General features: G+C 72.3%; 18 protein-coding genes. 16 read left to right on the forward strand and 2 right to left on the reverse strand.

Annotated features, from left to right (window positions below; all coding sequences use genetic code 11):
• Positions 1-602 precede the first annotated feature (602 nt).
• From ACZ63J_RS19405 to ACZ63J_RS19435, 7 genes are all read left to right on the forward strand, one after another.
• The gene (locus tag ACZ63J_RS19405; protein WP_465405048.1) at positions 603-1,223 is read left to right on the forward strand and encodes a prepilin peptidase; all 621 of its coding nucleotides are present in this window, start codon (positions 603-605) and stop codon (positions 1,221-1,223) included.
• 48 nt (positions 1,224-1,271) lie between these two features.
• A complete protein-coding gene (gene aroC / locus ACZ63J_RS19410) occupies positions 1,272-2,459 on the forward strand; it encodes a chorismate synthase (RefSeq protein ID WP_465307129.1) in 1,188 nt (395 codons plus the stop codon).
• Positions 2,456-2,980, forward strand: a complete 525-nt coding sequence (locus tag ACZ63J_RS19415; RefSeq protein WP_465307127.1) for a shikimate kinase — start codon at positions 2,456-2,458, stop codon at positions 2,978-2,980. The genes aroC and ACZ63J_RS19415 overlap by 4 nt, the downstream gene beginning before the upstream one ends.
• Before the next feature lie 8 nt (positions 2,981-2,988).
• Positions 2,989-4,098 (forward strand): 3-dehydroquinate synthase, encoded by a 1,110-nt coding sequence (aroB, locus tag ACZ63J_RS19420; protein WP_465405050.1) that lies wholly within the window; start codon positions 2,989-2,991, stop codon positions 4,096-4,098.
• Complete coding sequence (aroQ, locus tag ACZ63J_RS19425) at positions 4,095-4,526, forward strand: type II 3-dehydroquinate dehydratase (RefSeq protein WP_465307124.1); 432 nt, start codon at positions 4,095-4,097, stop codon at positions 4,524-4,526. The genes aroB and aroQ overlap by 4 nt, the downstream gene beginning before the upstream one ends.
• On the forward strand, positions 4,523-5,437 hold the full coding sequence (locus ACZ63J_RS19430) for a GNAT family N-acetyltransferase (RefSeq protein ID WP_465405051.1): 915 nt from the start codon (positions 4,523-4,525) through the stop codon (positions 5,435-5,437). The genes aroQ and ACZ63J_RS19430 overlap by 4 nt, the downstream gene beginning before the upstream one ends.
• Positions 5,438-6,030: 593 nt before the next feature.
• Positions 6,031-7,512, forward strand: a complete 1,482-nt coding sequence (locus tag ACZ63J_RS19435; protein ID WP_465405053.1) for a beta-xylosidase — start codon at positions 6,031-6,033, stop codon at positions 7,510-7,512.
• Between the two features lie 102 nt (positions 7,513-7,614).
• On the opposite strand, the gene ACZ63J_RS19440 is transcribed toward ACZ63J_RS19435, so the two are convergent.
• Complete coding sequence (locus tag ACZ63J_RS19440) at positions 7,615-8,193, reverse strand: B-4DMT family transporter (RefSeq protein ID WP_465405055.1); 579 nt, start codon at positions 8,191-8,193, stop codon at positions 7,615-7,617.
• Positions 8,194-8,283: 90 nt separating this feature from the next.
• On the opposite strand from ACZ63J_RS19440, the gene ACZ63J_RS19445 reads away from it, so the two are divergent.
• The 3 genes from ACZ63J_RS19445 to nusB are packed head-to-tail and all read left to right on the forward strand — an operon-like array spanning position 8,284 to position 10,424.
• Positions 8,284-9,360 (forward strand): M24 family metallopeptidase, encoded by a 1,077-nt coding sequence (locus ACZ63J_RS19445; RefSeq protein ID WP_465405057.1) that lies wholly within the window; start codon positions 8,284-8,286, stop codon positions 9,358-9,360.
• A 45-nt stretch (positions 9,361-9,405) separates the two neighbouring features.
• Complete coding sequence (gene efp / locus ACZ63J_RS19450; RefSeq protein WP_323335269.1) at positions 9,406-9,969, forward strand: elongation factor P; 564 nt, start codon at positions 9,406-9,408, stop codon at positions 9,967-9,969.
• Complete coding sequence (gene nusB, locus ACZ63J_RS19455) at positions 9,969-10,424, forward strand: transcription antitermination factor NusB (protein WP_465307114.1); 456 nt, start codon at positions 9,969-9,971, stop codon at positions 10,422-10,424. The genes efp and nusB overlap by 1 nt, the downstream gene beginning before the upstream one ends.
• 81 nt (positions 10,425-10,505) lie before the next feature.
• On the opposite strand, the gene bldD is transcribed toward nusB, so the two are convergent.
• Entirely contained in the window at positions 10,506-10,994 is a 489-nt protein-coding gene (bldD, locus tag ACZ63J_RS19460) for a transcriptional regulator BldD (protein WP_003096372.1), read from the reverse strand.
• 249 nt (positions 10,995-11,243) lie between these two features.
• Between bldD and pyrR the strand changes: the two genes are divergently transcribed.
• The 6 genes from pyrR to carB are packed head-to-tail and all read left to right on the forward strand — an operon-like array spanning position 11,244 to position 18,996.
• The gene (pyrR, locus tag ACZ63J_RS19465) at positions 11,244-11,858 is read left to right on the forward strand and encodes a bifunctional pyr operon transcriptional regulator/uracil phosphoribosyltransferase PyrR (protein WP_465405059.1); all 615 of its coding nucleotides are present in this window, start codon (positions 11,244-11,246) and stop codon (positions 11,856-11,858) included.
• Positions 11,855-12,787: an aspartate carbamoyltransferase catalytic subunit gene (locus ACZ63J_RS19470; protein WP_465307109.1), complete on the forward strand. Its 933-nt coding sequence runs from the start codon at positions 11,855-11,857 to the stop codon at positions 12,785-12,787. Before pyrR ends, ACZ63J_RS19470 begins: the two co-directional genes overlap by 4 nt.
• Complete coding sequence (locus ACZ63J_RS19475; RefSeq protein ID WP_465405061.1) at positions 12,784-14,070, forward strand: dihydroorotase; 1,287 nt, start codon at positions 12,784-12,786, stop codon at positions 14,068-14,070. Before ACZ63J_RS19470 ends, ACZ63J_RS19475 begins: the two co-directional genes overlap by 4 nt.
• A complete protein-coding gene (locus ACZ63J_RS19480) occupies positions 14,070-14,564 on the forward strand; it encodes a PH-like domain-containing protein (protein ID WP_465337769.1) in 495 nt (164 codons plus the stop codon). Before ACZ63J_RS19475 ends, ACZ63J_RS19480 begins: the two co-directional genes overlap by 1 nt.
• Positions 14,561-15,682 (forward strand): glutamine-hydrolyzing carbamoyl-phosphate synthase small subunit, encoded by a 1,122-nt coding sequence (gene carA / locus ACZ63J_RS19485; RefSeq protein ID WP_465337768.1) that lies wholly within the window; start codon positions 14,561-14,563, stop codon positions 15,680-15,682. Before ACZ63J_RS19480 ends, carA begins: the two co-directional genes overlap by 4 nt.
• Positions 15,682-18,996: a carbamoyl-phosphate synthase large subunit gene (gene carB / locus ACZ63J_RS19490; protein WP_465405063.1), complete on the forward strand. Its 3,315-nt coding sequence runs from the start codon at positions 15,682-15,684 to the stop codon at positions 18,994-18,996. Before carA ends, carB begins: the two co-directional genes overlap by 1 nt.
• The last annotated feature ends 8 nt before the right edge of the window (positions 18,997-19,004 follow it).

Below are 19,004 nucleotides of genomic sequence, written 5' to 3' on the forward strand. Positions count from 1 at the left end.
AGCGCAGCAAGAAACCCCCCCCCCCCCCCCCCCCCCCCCCCCCCCCCCCCCCCCCCCCCTCCCCCCCCTCTCCCCCCCCCCCCCCCCCCCCCCCCCCCACCCACCTCCGCTCGGCACGTGTCGTTCCCCCAGGTACGCGAGTCGTCCACCGACGTACGCGTGTCGTCCGCCGGAGCACGCGTGTTGCCCCTCCAGTCACGCGTGTTGCCCCTCCAATCACGCGTGTTGCCTTCTCGATCACGCGTGTTGCTCCTTCAATCACGCGTGTCGACCCTCTAGTCACGCGAGTTGACCCCTCAATCACGCGAGTTGACCGCTCAATCACGCGAGTCGACTCTCCGATCACGTGTGGTCGGCTGGCGAAGCCTTCGAACCGACCGGCGCAGGACACGAGCCGCCCCTTCGGGCACGTTGCCCGGCCCCTCCCGCGCGTGCCCCGACCCCAGCCACGCCGACCGAGCCTCCAAGCCCGCGTCGACCCGCCCTCCTCCACGCCTCCCCAGCCACCCACAGGAGTGAAATCCACCCCGGAACGCAGCGAACGGTCCGTTCGTGACGCCCGCCGTTTGCCCTGCTCAACCCGCCCGCCGCACGCTGGACCCATGACCTCCCCGATCCTCGTCACCACCGCGGCGGCCACGGCGGCCGCTGCCACCGCACCCGCCACCGCGGCCCTGCTGAAACGCGCCGCCGCGCCGATCCCCGTCGTGGCCACCGCGGTCCTCGCCGCCCTCGGCGTGGCCGTCGTCACGACCGCCCGGCTCGCCGGCGCCCTCCCGAGCTGGTGGCTGCCGGTGCCCGTCCTGCTGACCGTCGTCGCGGTCCCGCTCGCCCTCGCCGACCTGCGCCACCTCCGGCTCCCGGACGTGCTCACCCTCCCCGCCTACCCGCTCTTCGGCGCCGCCGTCGGAGCGGCCGCGCTCGGCGGCGGTGGCCCGTCGCTCGCCGTGCGTGCGGCCGTCGGCGCCCTGCTCTTCGGCGGCGCCCACGCGGTGGTCCGGCGGGCCGCGCCCCGAAGCCTCGGCGCTGGTGACGTGAAGCTGTCCGGCAGCCTCGGCGCCGTCCTGGGCGCGGCCGGCTGGCCCGCCCTCGCGCTCGCGGCCGTCCTGGCGGCGCCGCTCAGCCTGGCCGTCGCGATCGTGCGGAGACGCGGCCGCGTGCCGCACGGTCCGGCCCTGCTCACGGCCACCTGGCTGTGCGCGATCTTCCCGGCCGCGCAGTGACCGGAACACGTTTCCGCCCCCGTCGGCGCCCGTGACAGGATTGAGGACATGTTGCGCTGGATCACCGCAGGTGAATCGCACGGACCCGCGCTGGCCGCCGTGCTCGAAGGCATGCCCGCCGGCGTGGGGGTCACCACCGCCGACGTCACCGAGCAGCTGGCCCGGCGCCGCCTCGGCTTCGGCCGCAGCCCGCGGATGGGCTTCGAGACCGACCACATCGACTTCCTCGGCGGCGTCCGCCACGGCCTCACCCAGGGCGGCCCGGTCGCGATCCAGATCGAGAACGCCGAGTGGCCCAAGTGGGAGCAGGTCATGGCGGCCGACCCGGTCGACCCGCAGATCCTCGAAGGCCTCGCGCGCAACGAACCGCTCACCCGCCCCCGCCCGGGCCACGCCGACCTGCCCGGCATGCAGAAGTACGGCTTCGACGAGGCCCGCCCGGTCCTCGAACGCGCCAGCGCCCGCGAGACGGCGTCGCGGACCGCGCTCGGCACCGTCGCCCGCAACTTCCTCAAGCAGCTGCTCGGGGTCGAGATCCTCAGCCACGTCGTCTCGATCGGCGGCGCGGACGCGCCCGAAGGCCCGCTGCCGGTCGCGGCCGATCTGCCCGCCATCGACGAGAGCCCGGTGCGCGCCTTCAGCCAGGAAGGCACCGACGCGATGGTCGCCGAGGTCGACGCCGTGCGGAAGGCGGGCGACACCGTCGGCGGCGTGATCGAGGTCCTCGCCTACGGCCTCCCGCCGGGCCTCGGCTCCCACGTCCACTGGGACCGCCGGCTCGACGCGCGGCTCGCGGGCGCGCTCATGGGCGTCCAGGCGATGAAGGGTGTCGAGGTCGGTGACGGCTTCACCACCGCCCGTCGCTGGGGCAGCCAGGCGCACGACGAGATCGACCGCGGCTCCGGCCCGGTCGGCGTCACCCGCCGGTCGAACCGCGCGGGCGGCCTGGAAGGCGGCATCACCAACGGCGAACCGCTGCGGGTGCGCGTCGCGATGAAGCCGATCTCGACCGTCCCCAAAGCACTGTCCACAGTGGACGTCAAGACCGGCGAGCCCGCGGTGGCCATCCACCAGCGCTCGGACGTCTGCGCGGTGCCGCGCGCCGGCGTCGTGCTGGAGTCGGTGGTGGCGCTCGTCCTCGCCGACGCCGCGCTGGAGAAGTTCGGCGGCGACTCCCTCGTCGAGAGCAAGCGCAACGCCGAGGCGTACCTCAAAGCCCTCGAGGAGCGGTGGTGAGCCCTCGCGCGGTGATCGTCGGGCCGCCCGGCTCGGGCAAGAGCACGGTCGGGCCGATGCTGGCGGCGGCACTCGGTGTCGCGTTCCGGGACAGTGACGACGACATCGTCGCGCGCGCCGGGCGCAGCATCTCCGACATCTTCGCCGAAGACGGCGAACCGGCCTTCCGGGCACTGGAAGCTGAGGCCGTCGCCACGGCGCTGGCGGAGCACGACGGTGTGCTTTCCCTCGGCGGCGGCGCGCCGCTCACGCCCGGCACCCGGGCCCGGCTCGCGGAGCACACCGTCGTGTTCCTGAACGTCGGCCTCGCCGCCGGCGTGCAGCGCACCGGCCTGTCCTCCGCGCGGCCGCTGCTGGCCGGGGTGAACCCCCGCGCCACGTTCAAGAAACTGCTCGACGAGCGGGTGCCCGTCTACCGCGAGGTCGCCACCGTCGAGGTCGTCACCGACGACCGGACGCCCGCCGAGATCGTCGCGGACCTCGCGGCGGAGCTCGTCGTCCCCGCCGAAGCCAAGGAGTGAGTCACCCGATGTCCGACCCGGTGCGCATCCCGGTCGCCACCGCCCATCCCTACGACGTGGTGATCGGGCGCGGCCTGCTCGGCGACCTCACCACACAGCTGGCCGACGCCTCGAAGATCGCCCTGATCCACCCGCCCACGCTGACCACCACCGCGGAAGCCATCCGCGAGGAGCTGAACGCGGCGGGCCTCGACGCGCACCGCGTCGAGATCCCGGACGCCGAGGACGGCAAGGCGCTCACCGTCGCCAGCTTCTGCTGGGAGGTGCTCGGCCGGATCGGGCTGGACCGCCGCGGGGTGGTGGTCGGGCTCGGCGGCGGCGCCGTCACCGACCTCGCCGGGTTCGTCGCGGCGACCTGGATGCGCGGGGTGCGGCTGGTCAACGTGCCGACGACGCTGCTCGGCATGGTCGACGCCGCTGTCGGCGGCAAGACCGGCATCAACACCGAGGCGGGCAAGAACCTCGTCGGGGTGTTCCACGAGCCGAGCGCGGTGTTCGTCGACCTGGCGACGCTGGAGACGCTCCCGCCGAACGAGCTCGTCGCCGGGATGGCCGAGGTCGTGAAGACGGGCTTCATCGCCGACCCGCGGATCCTCGAGCTGATCGAGGCCGACCCGGCCGCCGCGCTCGACGCGACCGGTGACGTGCTGGCCGAGCTGGTCCGCCGCTCGATCCAGGTGAAGGCCGATGTCGTGGCCGCCGACCTGCGCGAGTCCGACCTGCGCGAGATCCTCAACTACGGCCACACCCTCGGCCACGCCATCGAGCGCCGCGAGCGGTACCGGTGGCGTCACGGCGCCGCGGTGAGCGTCGGGCTGGTGTTCGCCGCCGAGCTCGCGCGGCTGGCCGGGCGGCTCGACGACGCCACCGCCGAGCGCCACGCCGCCGTGCTGAAGCTGCTCGGCCTGCCGACGACGTACGACGCCGACGCGCTGCCCCAGCTGCTGGAGACCATGAAGGGCGACAAGAAGACCCGCTCGGGGGTGCTGCGGTTCGTCGTCCTCGACGGCCTCGGCAAGCCCGGCCGGCTCGAAGGCCCCGACCCGTCGCTGCTCGCGGGCGCCTACTCGGCGATCGCCGCCGACACCCCGAAGGCCGGCGGGAGCGTGCTGCTGTGAAGGCGTTTGTGTTCAACGGCCCCAACCTGGGGCGGCTCGGCAAGCGTGAGCCGTCGGTCTACGGCTCGACGACCCACGACGACCTCGCCGCGCTGTGCGTCAAGACGGGCGAAGAGCTGGGGATCGAGGTCGAGGTCCGGCAGACCGACTTCGAAGGCGAGCTGGTCGGCTGGCTGCACGAAGCCGCCGATGGCGGCAACCCGGTGGTCCTCAACGCCGGCGCGTGGACGCACTACTCGATCGCGGTGCGCGACGCCGCGGCGCAGCTGAGCGCGCCGCTGATCGAGCTGCACATCTCGAACGTGCACAAGCGCGAGGAGTTCCGGCACCACAGCGTGCTTTCCGACATCGCGACCGCGGTGATCGCCGGCCTCGGCGTCGACGGTTACCCGCTCGCCCTGCGGTGGCTCGCCGCGCACCCGGGATGACACTGCCGACGCTGACGACGGCGCGGCTGCGGCTGCGGCAGCTGGTCGAGGCCGACCGCGAGGCCGTGGTGAAGGTGTTCGCGGACCCGGAGATGAGCCGCTTCTTCGCGGCGGACTTCTCCGACCCGGCCGCGGCGGGCGCGATGGTGGACCGCCGCCTGGCCTACCGCGGCCCGGCCGGCCAGGGCCACTGGGTGATCGAGCGCGACGGCGAGGTCGTCGGCGTCGCGCACCTGCGCCCGTCGACGGAGCTGCCGGGCGCGGTGGCCGAGCTCGGCTACTACGTGACGGGCGCGCACACCGGGCAGGGCCTGGCGACCGAGGCCGCCCGCGCGCTGCTGGACCACGGCCTGGGCGCGCTCGGGCTCCCGGCGGTGTGGGCGCTGGTGCACGAGAACAACATGGCGAGCCGGAAAGTGGCCGGACGCCTGGGTTTCCTCGACGTAGGCACGGGCGTCCACTACGGCGACCTGCACCGCGTACTGGTGGCGCTCCCGACCGACCACGGGCGGCCGCACCACATCGAGCTGTGGGCACCGGACCTCGCGGCGGCGGAGCGGAGCTGGGGCTGGCTGCTGGGCGAGCTCGGCTGGCGGGAGTTCCAGCGCTGGCCCGCGGGAGTCAGCTGGCGGCGGGGCGGAACGTACCTGGTGGTCGAGGCATCACCGGCACTGAGCGCAACGGAGCACGAGCGCACCCGCCCGGGCCTGAACCACATGGCCCTGCACGTGGCCACCCGAGCCGAGGTCGACGCGCTGACAGAACAGGCCCCCGACCACGGCTGGCACCCGCTGTTCGCGGATCGCTACCCGTACGCGGGCGGCGAAGCGCACTACGCGGCTTACCTCGAGAACGACGCGGGCTTCGAGGTCGAGCTGGTCGCGATGGAAGGCCCACCACGGCCTGCTTGAGGCGGCCCGACCGCCCAGCTGCAAGCCGAGGTCGGCGCGGCCGGTCGCCTGAGGCGGCCGCGGCCCATCGGCGGTGAGCCGTGGATCGGCTCGGCTGGTCATCTGAGGCGGCCGCGCTGCATCGTCGGCGAATCGGGCCTCGGTGCGGCTGGTTACCTGCGGCGGCCGCGGCTCATAGGTGGCGGACCGGGGCTCGGGCGCGGCTGCTTACCTGCGGCGGTCATGCCCCGTCGGTGGCGAATCGGGATTGGTGCGGTCGGTCATCTGAGGCGGCCGTGCTGCGTCGTCGGCGAATCGGGCCTCGGTGCGGCTGGTTACCTGAGGCGGCCGCGGCCCACCGCCCGGCGAACCGGGGATCGCCGCCGCCGGGGCAAACCAAGCGCGAGGCTTGCGCTCCTACCCGACAACCGAATCGTCGCAGCTCCGCCGCCCGGCAACCAAGATCCTTGCCGCACAACGCCCCCAGCATCACCGGCGCACGAACGATCAGGCGACCCCCGACCGGGAGCGTCATCACTCGGTCGGGGGCGCTCTCGCTACACTCCGGTGTCGTGCGCCCGTTTCGTCGTGGGGGTCGGCGACCCGCTCGTGCCTTGCTCGCCAGTGCGCTGGTGGCTCTCCTGGTCGCGGGCTGCACCCAGGGTTACGCCCAGCCTCAAGCGGCGGGGGACCAGCCGGCCATCGCGGGCGGGAAGACCACCGCGCCGCCGCGGCCGATCGACGTGAAACTCCCTTCGGGTGACCCTCGGCAGAGTGGCGGGGTGATCGCCGCCGGTGGGGCGGATGCCGTTTACAACTACGGGCCTTCCGTCATGCTGGACCATGGCCAGACCCGGATGTGGTGGTGCAGCCAGTACGGCGGCGCCGGACCCGCCGGGGACGACATCCTCTACGCCCAAGCGCAGTCGATCGACGGCCCCTTCACCGCGCCCGGGGGCGGGATCCCCGCCGCCGTCTTCTCCGGGGCGCCCGGGCAGTTCGACGGCATGCACACCTGTGACCCGTCCGTGTTGCGGGTCGGCTCGACGTACTACCTCTACTACACCGGCGCCGCCGGTGACCACGCGCTCGGGAACGCCGTCGGGCTCGCGACCAGCACCGATGGGGTGCACTGGACGCGGGCGGCGAACGGGCGGCCGATCCTCGGGCCGTCGCACGACGTGCACCGCGCGAACGTCTACGGCGCCGGCCAGCCCTCGGCCGTCTACCTCGACGGCTGGTTCTACCTGATGTTCACCGACACCACCGGCCGCGCCGCCGGCTGGAACGGCGCCGGGCAGTTCGTGCTGCGCTCGCCCGATCCCGCGTTCGGCGGCGGCGTGCAGGCGCTGGACGTCGGCGGGTTCGTGCCGGTCTCGTCCACGGCGGCGCCGCGCGGCCGCTCGGTCGTCGACGGCTTCAGCGCCGACCTGATGTGGGTGGGCGCGCTCGACGCGTTCGTCGTCGCGCACGAGACCGACGCCGGGACCACGCTCACCTTCTGGACCGCGGACTTCACCGAGAACCCCTTCCGGCCGGTGGTGGTCCCCGGGCCGTGGAAGGAGGGCCCCGGGCTGGTGCGCCGGTCGGACGGGCACGCGCCGCTGTCGTCGGCCGACCCGTGCGACCGGGTGCCGTTCGACGTCGTGCGCGCGACCGCGATCGGCACCGCCGGCGCCCCGACCGGCCTGCGCCACTTCGGGCTGGACCTGCAGGACAGCCAGGCCTGCGCGAACCCGGCCCGGGTGGCCGCGACGTTCGACGGGGTCACGATGCCCTCGCCGGAACGCACGATGGACCTGGTCCGCGCCGGGAAGCGGGTGCGGGTCGACCGCCGCACGGTGGCTGCGGCCCTCGCCGGCGAACTGCTGGAGAAGGCGCCCCTCGCGGTCGGTGCCCTCCCGGTGGCGGCGCGGCTGCGCTCCGGCGCGGAGGCGGTCCAGGCTCCGGGCCGCGGGTACGCCTTGGTGCTCGACGATCGCCGGCTGTGGCGGGTCCCCGACCCCGGGGTGGTGGCGGGCAACGCCTCGACGGCCCGCCCGGTGACGACGGCCCAGTGGGACGGCTACCCGCGCGGAGCTTCCCTAGGCGGCTGAGTCCGGCTTTAGCCGGCGCCTGCCCAGTCAATAAGCGTCACTTTCCCTGAGAAAGTGATCCGGAGTTCCCGCTCCGAGGGGCACTTTCGGAGGAATGGACGGCTATCCGCGCGGAGCTTCCCGAGGCGGTTGACGGCGCCGCATCGGCCGTGGCGGAGTCCCGGAGCCATCGGCCCGATCGCCCGCGGCCACCGGGCGGCGAGCAGGCCGGGGCCGGGGCCGAGGCCGCGGCGAAGGCGCCTCCGCCGGTTCCTCGACCGGCTCGTCAACCGAGTCTTCCGAGACCGGCCGAGAGCGCCCGATCCGCCCGCCGACGAACAACCCCAGGCCCGCCGGGACCAGCACCAGCAACGCCGAGAACGCCGCGCCGCCGGTCAGTGCGCCGCCCAGCTCGGAAACCCCCGTCTGGTCGACGAACACCGCGCGCCCGATCACGTACAGGATTCCGGCCACCGGGCCCGCGATCAGCGCCGAGATGAACCAGACCTTGCCCCGGTCGGCCAGCCCCCGCCAGGCGTCCAGGGCGCTCCACAGCGCCGCGGCGCCGACCAGCACCGCCAGCGCCACCGACACCACCAGCGTCTGGTCGGTGGGGTGGTAGACGGCGTACTTGGCGAGGAGGGTGATGGCCGCGCCGTGGAGCACCGCCATCCCGAGCCCGCGAATCACCCAGGCGCTCATCCTGCGGAGTGTAGGCCAGGTTACTGACGAGTCGCTTCCCGGCGCGGAAGGCGACGAAGGTTGCCCGCCCCGCCCACTAGGCTGGACGTCGTGCCTGAAACCCATGGACGACGCCGGGCGGCGCTGCGCGGGCTTCTGACCGAAGCCGGCCTCGACGCGCTGCTGGTCACCGATCTGCTCAACATCCGCTACCTGACCGGCTTCACCGGCTCGAACGCCGCCGTGCTGCTGCGCGCCGAGGGCGACGAGAAGACGCTCTTCTGCACCGACGGCCGCTACACGACCCAAGCAGCCGCCGAGGTCCCCGACCTCGAACGGGTCATCGAGCGGCCCAGCGCCGACGCGCTCGTCCGGCGCGCCGCGAAGGCCGAGCGGGTCGGCTTCGAGAGCCAGCACGTCAGCGTCGAAGAGTACGAAACCCTCCGCGAGCACCTCGCCCTCGAGCGGACGCCGGGACTCGTCGAGCGGCTGCGGCTGGTCAAGGACGAAGCCGAGGTCGACGCGCTGCGCCAGGCGTGCGCCGCCGCGGACCGAGCGCTGGACGACCTCGTCGCGGCCGGCGGGCTGCGGCCCGGGCGGACCGAGCTGGACGTGGCCCGTGACCTGGAGAACCGCATGCTGGAGCACGGCTCGGCCGAGCCCAGCTTCGCCACCATCGTCGCCGCCGGCGCGCACTCGGCGATCCCGCACCACCAGCCCACGCACGCCGAGCTGAAGCGCGGGGACTTCGTCAAGCTGGACTTCGGCGCGACCGTCGACGGCTACCACTCCGACATGACGCGCACCTTCGTCCTCGGCGCGCCCGCGGACTGGCAGCGGGAGGTCTACGACCTCGTGCACGCCGCGCAGGCGGCCGGCGCCCGGGCCGTCGCGCCGGGCGCCGATGTGTCCGAAGTGGACGCCGCGGCGCGGGGCGTGATCGCGGACGCGGGCCACGGCGAGCACTTCGCGCACGGTCTCGGACACGGCGTCGGCCTGCAGATCCACGAGGCACCGAGCCTGGCCGCGACGGGCGTCGGTACACTGTCCGCCGGTATGGCGGTCACCGTCGAGCCCGGCGTCTACCTCGCGGGGCGCGGTGGCGTGCGCATCGAGGACACGCTCGTCGTGCGGGCCGGGGAGCCCGAGCTCCTCACCCTGAGCACCAAGAACCTCGTGGTCGTCTGACAGCGGCCCCGAACCCGAAGATTCGACACAGGAGACTGCAAGCTCGTGGCCACGACCAACGACCTGAAGAACGGGCTCGTCCTCAACCTCGAGGGCCAGCTGTGGACCGTCACCGCGTTCCAGCACGTGAAGCCGGGCAAGGGCGGCGCCTTTGTGCGCACGACGCTCAAGCACGTGCTCACCGGCAAGGTGGTCGACAAGACGTTCAACGCGGGCACGAAGGTCGAGACGGCCACGGTGGACCGCCGGAACATGACCTACCTGTACAAGGACGGCCAGGACTTCGTGTTCATGGACGGCGACACCTACGACCAGATCACCGTGCTGGCCGCGGTCGTCGGCGACAACGCCAACTACATGCTCGAGAACACCGAGGTCCAGGTCGCGGTGCACGAGAACGAGGCGCTCTACGTCGAGCTCCCGACCTCGGTCGAGATCCTCATCCAGCACACCGACCCGGGCCTGCAGGGCGACCGCTCGACCGGCGGCACCAAGCCGGCGACGCTGGAGACCGGCGCGGAGATCCAGGTCCCGCTGTTCCTGTCCACCGGCGAGAAGATCAAGGTCGACACCCGTGACGGCCGTTACCTGGGCCGCGTCTCCAGCTGATGCCGACTTCGAAGCCCCACCCGAACCGCGGCGGCGCGATCAGCCGGCGGCAGGCGCGCCGTCGCGCGGTGGAAATGCTCTACGAGGCCTCGCAGCGTGACGCCGACCCGGTGACGCTGCTGGCCGACCGCGTCGGGGCGACCGAGGTGGACCCGATCGGGGACTACACGATCAGCCTGGTCGAGGGCGTCACCGCCCGGAAGACGCAGATCGACGAGCTGCTGGCCGAGCACGCGCAGGGCTGGACCCTGGAGCGGATGCCGAAGGTCGACCTCGCGGTGCTGCGGGTCGGGGTCTACGAGCTGCTCTGGGCCGAGGACGTGCCGGACCCGGTCGCGATCGACGAGGCCGTGGGCCTCGCGAAGGAACTGTCCACGGACGACTCGCCGCGGTTCGTCAACGGCGTGCTGGGCCGGATCGGCACGATCGCCGACCGCCTCCGCGCCGTGCTCTAGGTGCTGCGAGCCCCCCGACGAGTCAGTGAGCGTCTCCGGTGCCCCACCGGGGGACGCTCACTGCGTCGGCGCAGCACCTGATCAGTCTTCCTTGGACGGGCGCGCCTCCGGGGGGAGGACACCCCAGTCGATGAGCTGCTCGGTCAGCTCGCCCGGCGTCATGTCGTAGATGATCGCCAGGGACCGCAGGTCCTCGGTCCGGATCGAGAGCACCTTGCCGTTGTAGTCGCCGCGCTGGCTCTGGATCGTCGCCGCGTAGCGGGCCAGAGGGCCCACCTTTTCGGCCGGCAGCTGCTGCAGGCGCTCGAGGTTGATCACGATCTTGGTGGCGGGCTCCGCGCCGGAGGGGACCCGGCCCTCGGGCAGCAGCTCGACCACCGGCACGCCGTAGAAGTCGGCCAGCTCGGCCAGCTTCTGCACGGTGACGGCACGGTCGCCACGCTCGTACGAGCCGACGACGACGGCCTTCCAGCGCCCACCGGACTTCTGCTCGACCCCGTGCAGGGACAGGCCCTGCTGCTGGCGGATCCCGCGGAGCTTGGCCCCGAGCGCCTTGGCGTAATCGCCCATCTGGTCGTTCTCCGTTCTCCACCCCCTTTCCGGTCGGGGTGACCGGTCCAGGGGACTCTTCGAGTCGAATACTCAGAGTAATGGTTACGCATTGTTGTCACCAGGTCAAGCGCGAGCTTGCCGCGAATCACGCCACACCACCCGTAAGACTGAGCAAAGTGCCTGCTACTGTCGGTGCGAAAGCCCCGACCAGCAGGGGAACAGACGTCCTTTAAGGACCCGTCCGGTGAGGCGGGGAAGGAGTCCGGTTTGTCGTCACGTCCGCGTGGCGCGGCTGGTTCGGCCGGGGAGCGCGAGCTCCTGACGGCCGGCGACGTCGCGCGCACGATCGCCCGAATGGCCCATCAGGTCATCGAAAAGACCGCGAACGGTGCGGAGAGCACTACCCCGCCCGTGTTGCTCGGCATCCCTTCCCGCGGCACGCCGCTCGCGAACCGCCTGGCCGGCAAGATCGGCGAGTTCTCCGGCCTCCGCCCGCCGACCGGCGCCCTCGACGTCACCCTCTACCGGGACGACCTGCGCCGCCGTCCGCCGCGCGCGCTCGAACAGACGCAGCTGCCGCCCGACGGCATCGACGACCGGGTGGTGATCCTGGTCGACGACGTGCTCTTCTCCGGCCGCACGATCCGGGCCGCGCTCGATGCCCTCCGTGATCATGGCCGCCCCCGCGCGGTCCAGCTGGCGGTCCTCGTCGACCGAGGTCACCGTGAGCTGCCGATCCGCGCGGACTACGTGGGCAAGAACGTGCCGACCGCCCGCACCGAGGGGGTGTCGGTCCTGCTGGCCGAGATCGACGGCCGCGACGCCGTGCTGCTGCGCCCGTCGGAAGGCGGCCCGGCCGAAGCCTCTGGAGAAGACTCGTGAAACACCTGCTCGCCACCGACGGGCTCGACCCGGCGGTCGCCACCGCCGTGCTGGACACCGCCGACGAGCTGAAGCACACCCTGCTCGGCCGCGAGGTCAAGAAGCTGCCGACGCTGCGCGGCCGCACGGTCATCACCCTGTTCTACGAGAACTCGACGCGCACCCGGGTGTCGTTCGAGATCGCCGGGAAGTGGATGAGCGCCGACGTGATCAACGTCTCGGCGTCCAGCTCCTCGGTCAACAAGGGGGAGTCCCTGCGCGACACCGCGCTGACGCTGGCCGCCGCGGGCGCCGACTGCGTGATCGTCCGGCACCCGGCCAGCGGCGCCGCCCAGCGGCTCTCGGAGTGGCTGGCCGAGCCCGGCACCTCGGTGGTCAACGCCGGCGACGGCACCCACGAGCACCCCACGCAGGCGCTGCTCGACGCGGCGACCCTGCGCGAGCGACTGGGTTCGCTGAAGGACCGCCGGGTCGCGATCGTCGGCGACGTCCTGCACAGCCGCGTCGCCCGCTCGAACATCCACCTGCTCGCCGCCCTCGGCGCAGAGGTGGTGCTGGTCGCGCCGCCGACGCTGCTGCCCTACGGCGTGGAAAGCCTGCCGGTGACCGTTTCGCACGACCTGGACGCCGAGCTGCCCGCGGTCGACGCGGTGATGATGCTGCGGGTCCAGGCTGAGCGGATGCACGGCGGCTTTTTCCCGAGCGCCCGCGAGTACTCGATCGCGTACGGCCTTTCGGAACGGCGGCAGAAGCTGCTGCCGGACCACGCGGTCGTCCTGCACCCCGGCCCGATGCTGCGCGGGATGGAGATCGCGAGCGCGGTCGCCGACTCCCCGGCCTCGGCCATCACCGAACAGGTCCGCAACGGCGTGCACGTCCGCATGGCGGTCCTCTACCACCTCCTGGCCAGCGAAGGAGCCGCCGCGTGACCATCCTGATCAAGGGCGCCCGGCCCTACGGCGAAGGCGACCCGGTCGACGTCCTGGTCGAGGACGGCGTGATCACCGCGATCGGCGCCGTCGACGCCCCCGAAGACGCCGAAGTCGTCGAAGCCGCCGGTCAGGTGCTGCTGCCGGGCTTCGTCGACCTGCACACCCACCTGCGGGAACCCGGCCGTGAAGACACCGAGACGATCGACAGCGGTTCGGCCGCGGCGGCGCTCGGCGGCTACACGGCGGTGTTCGCCATGGCCAACACCGACCCGGTCGCCGACAACGCCGTGATCGTCGACCACGTGTGGCGGCGCGGGCAGGAGGTCGGCCTGGTCGACGTCCACCCGGTCGGCGCGGTCACCGTCGGGCTCAAGGGCGAGAAGCTCGCCGAGCTGGGCACCATGGCCGCGTCGCAGGCGCGGGTCAAGGTGTTCTCCGACGACGGCCTCTGCGTCGCCGACCCGCTGCTGATGCGCCGCGCGCTGGAGTACTCGACCGCGCTCGACGTCGTCATCGCGCAGCACGCCGAGGAGCCGCGGCTGACCGTCGGCGCCCAGGCGCACGAGGGTGAGCGCGCGGCCCGGCTCGGCTACACCGGCTGGCCCGCCGCGGCGGAAGAGTCCATCGTGGCCCGCGACTGCCTGCTGGCGCTGCACGCGAACGCGCGGCTGCACGTCTGCCACGTGTCCACTTCGGGCACCGCGGACGTGCTGCGCTGGGCGAAGGACCGCGGCACCAAGGTGTCGGCCGAGGTCACGCCGCACCACCTGCTGCTCACCGACGAGCGCCTGGCCACCTACGACCCGGTCAACAAGGTGAACCCGCCGCTGCGCACCGGATCCGACGCCGAAAAGCTGCGGGCCGCGCTCGCGGAAGGCGTCATCGACTGCGTCGCCACCGACCACGCCCCGCACGCGGTGCAGGACAAGGACACCGAGTGGAGCGCCGCGCGGCCGGGCATGCTCGGGCTGCAGACGGCACTGTCCATCGTGGCCGAGACCATGGTCCGCACCGGGCTGCTCGACTGGCGCGGGGTCGCCCGCGTCATGAGTGAGCGGCCCGCCGAGATCGGGAACCTGCCCGACCACGGCCGGCCGGTCGCGGTGGGGGAGCCGGCGAACCTGGCCCTCGTCGACCCGGACGCCGAGTGGACGGTCCGGGGTGCGGAGCTGGCGAGCATCGCCGCCAACACCCCGTACGAGGGAATGCGGCTGCCCGGCGTGGTGACCGCGACGCTGCTGCGCGGGCGGGTCACCGCCCGGGACGGGAAGATCTGCTGATGGAACGCCTGTGGCTGGTGCTGGCGATCGTCGCCTTCTTCCTGCTCTGCCTGTGGGGCATGTACCTCGGCTGGCGGCGCAAGGCGCGCTCGCAGAGCGCGCAGGTGCCGCCGTTCGAGCAAATCCCCAGTGACCCCGGTGCGATCCTGCTCGAGTCCACCGGCGTCTACGTCGCCACCACGACGGCAGGCAACTGGCAGGACCGCGTCGTCACCCGGGGCGCGGGCCTGCGCACCGGCGCGGTCTGGCGGCTCCACGAAGGCGGCGTCGCGGTCGAACGCGGCGGCGCCCCCGACTTCTGGATCCCGCGGGCCGAGATCACCGGGATCCGGCGCGACAGCAAGATCGCCGGGAAGGTGATGGGCACCGACGCCCTGCTGGTCATCACCTGGCGAGCCGGCGAGACCGAGCTCGACACCGGCTTCCGCGGCGACGAGCTCGACGACTATCCACACTGGATCGACCAGCTGAAGATCAAGGGAGGTGCCCAGTGAACGCGCGCGCTCAGGCCGCACTGGTGCTCGAAGACGGCCGGGTGTTCCGCGGCGCCGCGTACGGCGCGCAGGGGCGGAGCCTCGGCGAGGCGGTGTTCTGCACCGGCATGACCGGCTACCAGGAGACGCTGACCGACCCGTCCTACCACGGGCAGATCGTGGTGCAGACCGCGCCGCAGATCGGCAACACCGGCTGGAACGACGAGGACGACGAGTCGGCGAAGATCTGGGTCAACGGCTACGTGGTGCGCGATCCCGCGCGCACGCCGTCCAACTGGCGCTCGAAGCGCACGCTGGACGACGAGCTGGTGAACCAGGGGATCGTCGGCATCGCCGAGGTCGACACCCGCTCGCTGACGCGGCACCTGCGGGAGCTCGGCGCGATGCGCGCCGGGGTCTTTTCCGGCGACGCGCTGGGCACCGTCGACGAGATGGTCGCCGAGGTGCTGGCGAGCCCGAAGATGGAGGGCGCCGACCTGGCCGGCCAGGTCTCGACGCCGAAGCCGTACGTCGTCCCGGCCGAGGGCGAGACGCGCTTCCGGGTGGTGGCGCTCGACCTGGGCATCAAGTCCAACACCCCGCGGCAGATGGTCCGGCGCGGCATCGAGGTGCACGTGCTGCCCTCGACGTCGACCTTGGACGAGCTCCTGGCCATCGAGCCGGACGGCGTCTTCCTCTCCAACGGCCCGGGCGACCCGGCCACGACGACGCACGCGACCGAGCTGACCAAGCAGGTCCTCGGGCGCGAGATCCCGCTGTTCGGCATCTGCTTCGGCAACCAGGTCCTGGGCCGCGCGCTCGGACTGGGGACGTACAAGATGCGCTACGGCCACCGCGGCATCAACATCCCGGTGATCGACGTCGCCACGAAGTCGGTGGCGATCACCGCGCAGAACCACGGCTTCGCCCTCGAAGGCGAGCCCGGGCAGCGCTTCGAGTCGCCCTTCGGCGCGGCTCAGGTCAGCCACTACTGCGCCAACGACGGCGCGGTCGAGGGCCTGCGGGCCTTCGACGTCCCGGCGTTCTCGGTCCAGTACCACCCCGAAGCCGCGGCCGGCCCGCACGACGCGGCCCCCCTGTTCGACGATTTCGTTTCGCTCATGGAGAAGAAGGCCTGATGCCGAAGAGAACGGACATCCAGCACGTGCTGGTGATCGGCTCCGGGCCGATCGTGATCGGGCAGGCCGCGGAGTTCGACTACTCCGGCACCCAGGCCTGCCGGGTGCTGCGCGCCGAAGGGCTGCGCGTCTCCCTGGTGAACTCGAACCCGGCGACCATCATGACCGACCCGGAGTTCGCCGACGCGACCTACATCGAGCCGGTGACGCCGGACTTCGTCGAGAAGGTCATCGCCGCCGAACGGCCGGACGCGATCCTGGCCACCCTCGGCGGGCAGACCGCGCTCAACTGCGCGGTCGCCCTGCATGAGCGCGGCGTGCTCGACAAGTACGGCGTCGAGCTGATCGGCGCCGACATCGACGCCATCCAGCGCGGTGAAGACCGGCAGAAGTTCAAGGACATCGTGCGCACCATCGGCGCCGAGGTCCCGCGCTCCCGCGTCTGCCACGACATGGACGAGGTCCGCGCGACCGTCGAGGACCTGGGGCTGCCGGTTGTCATCCGGCCGTCGTTCACCATGGGCGGGCTCGGCTCCGGCATGGCGCACACGCCCGAGGACCTCGAGCGGCTCGCCTCCACCGGGCTCACCGAGTCGCCGGTCACCGAGGTGCTCATCGAGGAGAGCGTGCTCGGCTGGAAGGAGTACGAGCTCGAGCTGATGCGCGACAAGCACGACAACGTCGTGGTCGTCTGCTCGATCGAAAACGTCGACGCGATGGGCGTGCACACCGGCGACTCCGTCACCGTGGCGCCGACCATGACGCTCACCGACCGCGAGTACCAGGTGATGCGCGACGTCGGCATCGCCGTGCTGCGCGAGGTCGGCGTCGACACCGGCGGCTGCAACATCCAGTTCGCGATCAACCCGGCCGACGGCCGGATGGTCGTCATCGAGATGAACCCGCGCGTCTCCCGAAGCAGCGCCCTGGCGTCGAAGGCCACCGGCTTCCCGATCGCCAAGATCGCCGCGAAGCTCGCCATCGGCTACACCCTCGACGAGATCACCAACGACATCACCGGCGAGACCCCGGCGGCCTTCGAGCCGACGCTGGACTACGTCGTCGTCAAGATGCCGCGGTTCGCCTTCGAGAAGTTCCCGGGCGCCGACCCGACGCTGACCACGACGATGAAGAGCGTCGGCGAGGCGATGTCGTTCGGCCGCAGCTTCCCCGAGGCGCTCGGCAAGGTGATGCGCTCGATCGAGACGAAGGCGACCGGCTTCTGGACGCTGCCGGACCCCGAAGGCGTCACGCTGGAGTCCACTTTGGACTCGCTGCGCACCCCGCACGAGGGCCGGCTGTACGAAGTGGAACGCGCGCTGCGGCTGGGCGGCACCGTCGCGCAGGTGCACGAGGCCTCCGGCATCGACCCGTGGTTCATCGACCAGATCGCCCTGATCGGCGAGGTCGGCGCCGAGGTCCGTGACGCGCCGGTGCTGGACGGCGACCTGCTGCGCCGCGCCAAGCGCACCGGCCTGTCCGACCGCCAGGTCGCCGCGCTGCGCCCGGAGCTGGCCGGTGAGGACGGCGTCCGCGCGCTGCGCCACCGCCTCGGCGTGCGGCCGGTGTTCAAGACCGTGGACACCTGCGCGGCCGAGTTCGCCGCCCAGACGCCGTACCACTACTCGGCCTACGAGTCCGACCCCGAGGCGCAGTCCGAAGTGACCGCGCAGACGGAAAAGCCGAAGGTGCTCATCCTCGGCTCGGGCCCGAACCGGATCGGCCAGGGCATCGAGTTCGACTACTCCTGCGTGCACGCGGCGATCGCGTTGCGGGAGGCCGGGTTCGAGGCCGTCATGGTCAACTGCAACCCGGAAACCGTGTCCACCGACTACGACACCTCCGACCGGCTGTACTTCGAGCCGCTGTCCTTCGAGGACGTGCTCGAGGTCGTGCACGCCGAGCAGGCGTCCGGCACGGTCGCCGGCGTGATCGTCCAGCTCGGCGGCCAGACCCCGCTGGGTCTGGCGAAGCGGCTCGCCGACGCCGGTGTCCCGGTGGTCGGGACCCCGCCGGAGGCCATCGACCTGGCCGAGGACCGCGGCGCGTTCGGCGAGGTGCTCACCGAGGCCGGGCTGCCCGCGCCGGCCTACGGCACGGCGACGTCGTTCGAGGGCGCCAAGCGGATCGCCGACGAGATCGGCTACCCGGTGCTCGTCCGGCCGTCCTACGTGCTCGGCGGGCGCGGCATGGAGATCGTCTACGACGAGGAGACCCTGGCCGGCTACATCCGCCGCGCCACCGAGGTCACCCCGGAGCACCCGGTGCTGGTCGACCGGTTCCTCGACGACGCCATCGAGATCGACGTCGACGCGCTGTTCGACGGCGAAGAGCTGTACCTCGGCGGGGTCATGGAGCACATCGAGGAGGCCGGGATCCACTCCGGCGACTCCTCGTGCGCGCTGCCGCCGATCACGCTCGGGCACACCGACCTGCAGACCGTCCGCAGCTCCACCGAGGCGATCGCGCGCGGTGTCGGGGTGCGGGGGCTGCTGAACGTCCAGTACGCGCTCAAGGACGACGTCCTCTACGTCCTGGAGGCCAACCCGCGCGCGTCGCGCACGGTGCCGTTCGTGTCCAAGGCGACGGCGGTGCCGCTGGCGAAGGCCGCCGCGCTGATCATGACCGGCTCGACGATCAAGGACCTGCGGGGCAGCGGGGTGCTGCCGGCCGAAGGCGACGGCGGGCAGATGCCGGCCGACTCGCCGGTCGCGGTGAAGGAAGCGGTGCTGCCCTTCCACCGCTTCCGCACACCCGAAGGCCACGGCGTCGACTCGCTGCTGGGCCCGGAGATGAAGTCCACCGGCGAGGTGATGGGCGTCGACGTCGACTTCGGCAAGGCGTTCGCCAAGTCCCAGAGCGCCGCGTACGGCTCGCTGCCGACGTCCGGGCGGGTGTTCGTCTCGGTCGCCAACCGCGACAAGCGCTCGCTGGTGTTCCCGGTGAAGCGCCTGGCGGACCTCGGGTTCGAGATCCTCGCCACGTCCGGCACCGCGGAAGTGCTGCGGCGCAACGGGGTCGCCTGCACAGTGGTGCGCAAGCACTACGAGGGTTCGACCGAGGCCGAGCCGAACATCGTGGACGTCATCCTCAACGGCGACGTCGACATGGTGATCAACACGCCTTACGGCAACAGCGGTCCGCGCGTCGACGGCTACGAAATCCGCACCGCGGCGGTGTCCCGGGACATCCCGTGCGTCACCACGGTGCAGGGCGCCGCGGCGGCCGTGCACGGCATCGAGGCGCTGATCCGCGGTGACATCGGGGTCAAGTCCCTGCAGGAGCTGCAGGCGGCGCTCAAGGCGAAGTCGTGACGGCTTCG

The organism is Amycolatopsis sp. NPDC104863, assembly GCF_055582965.1.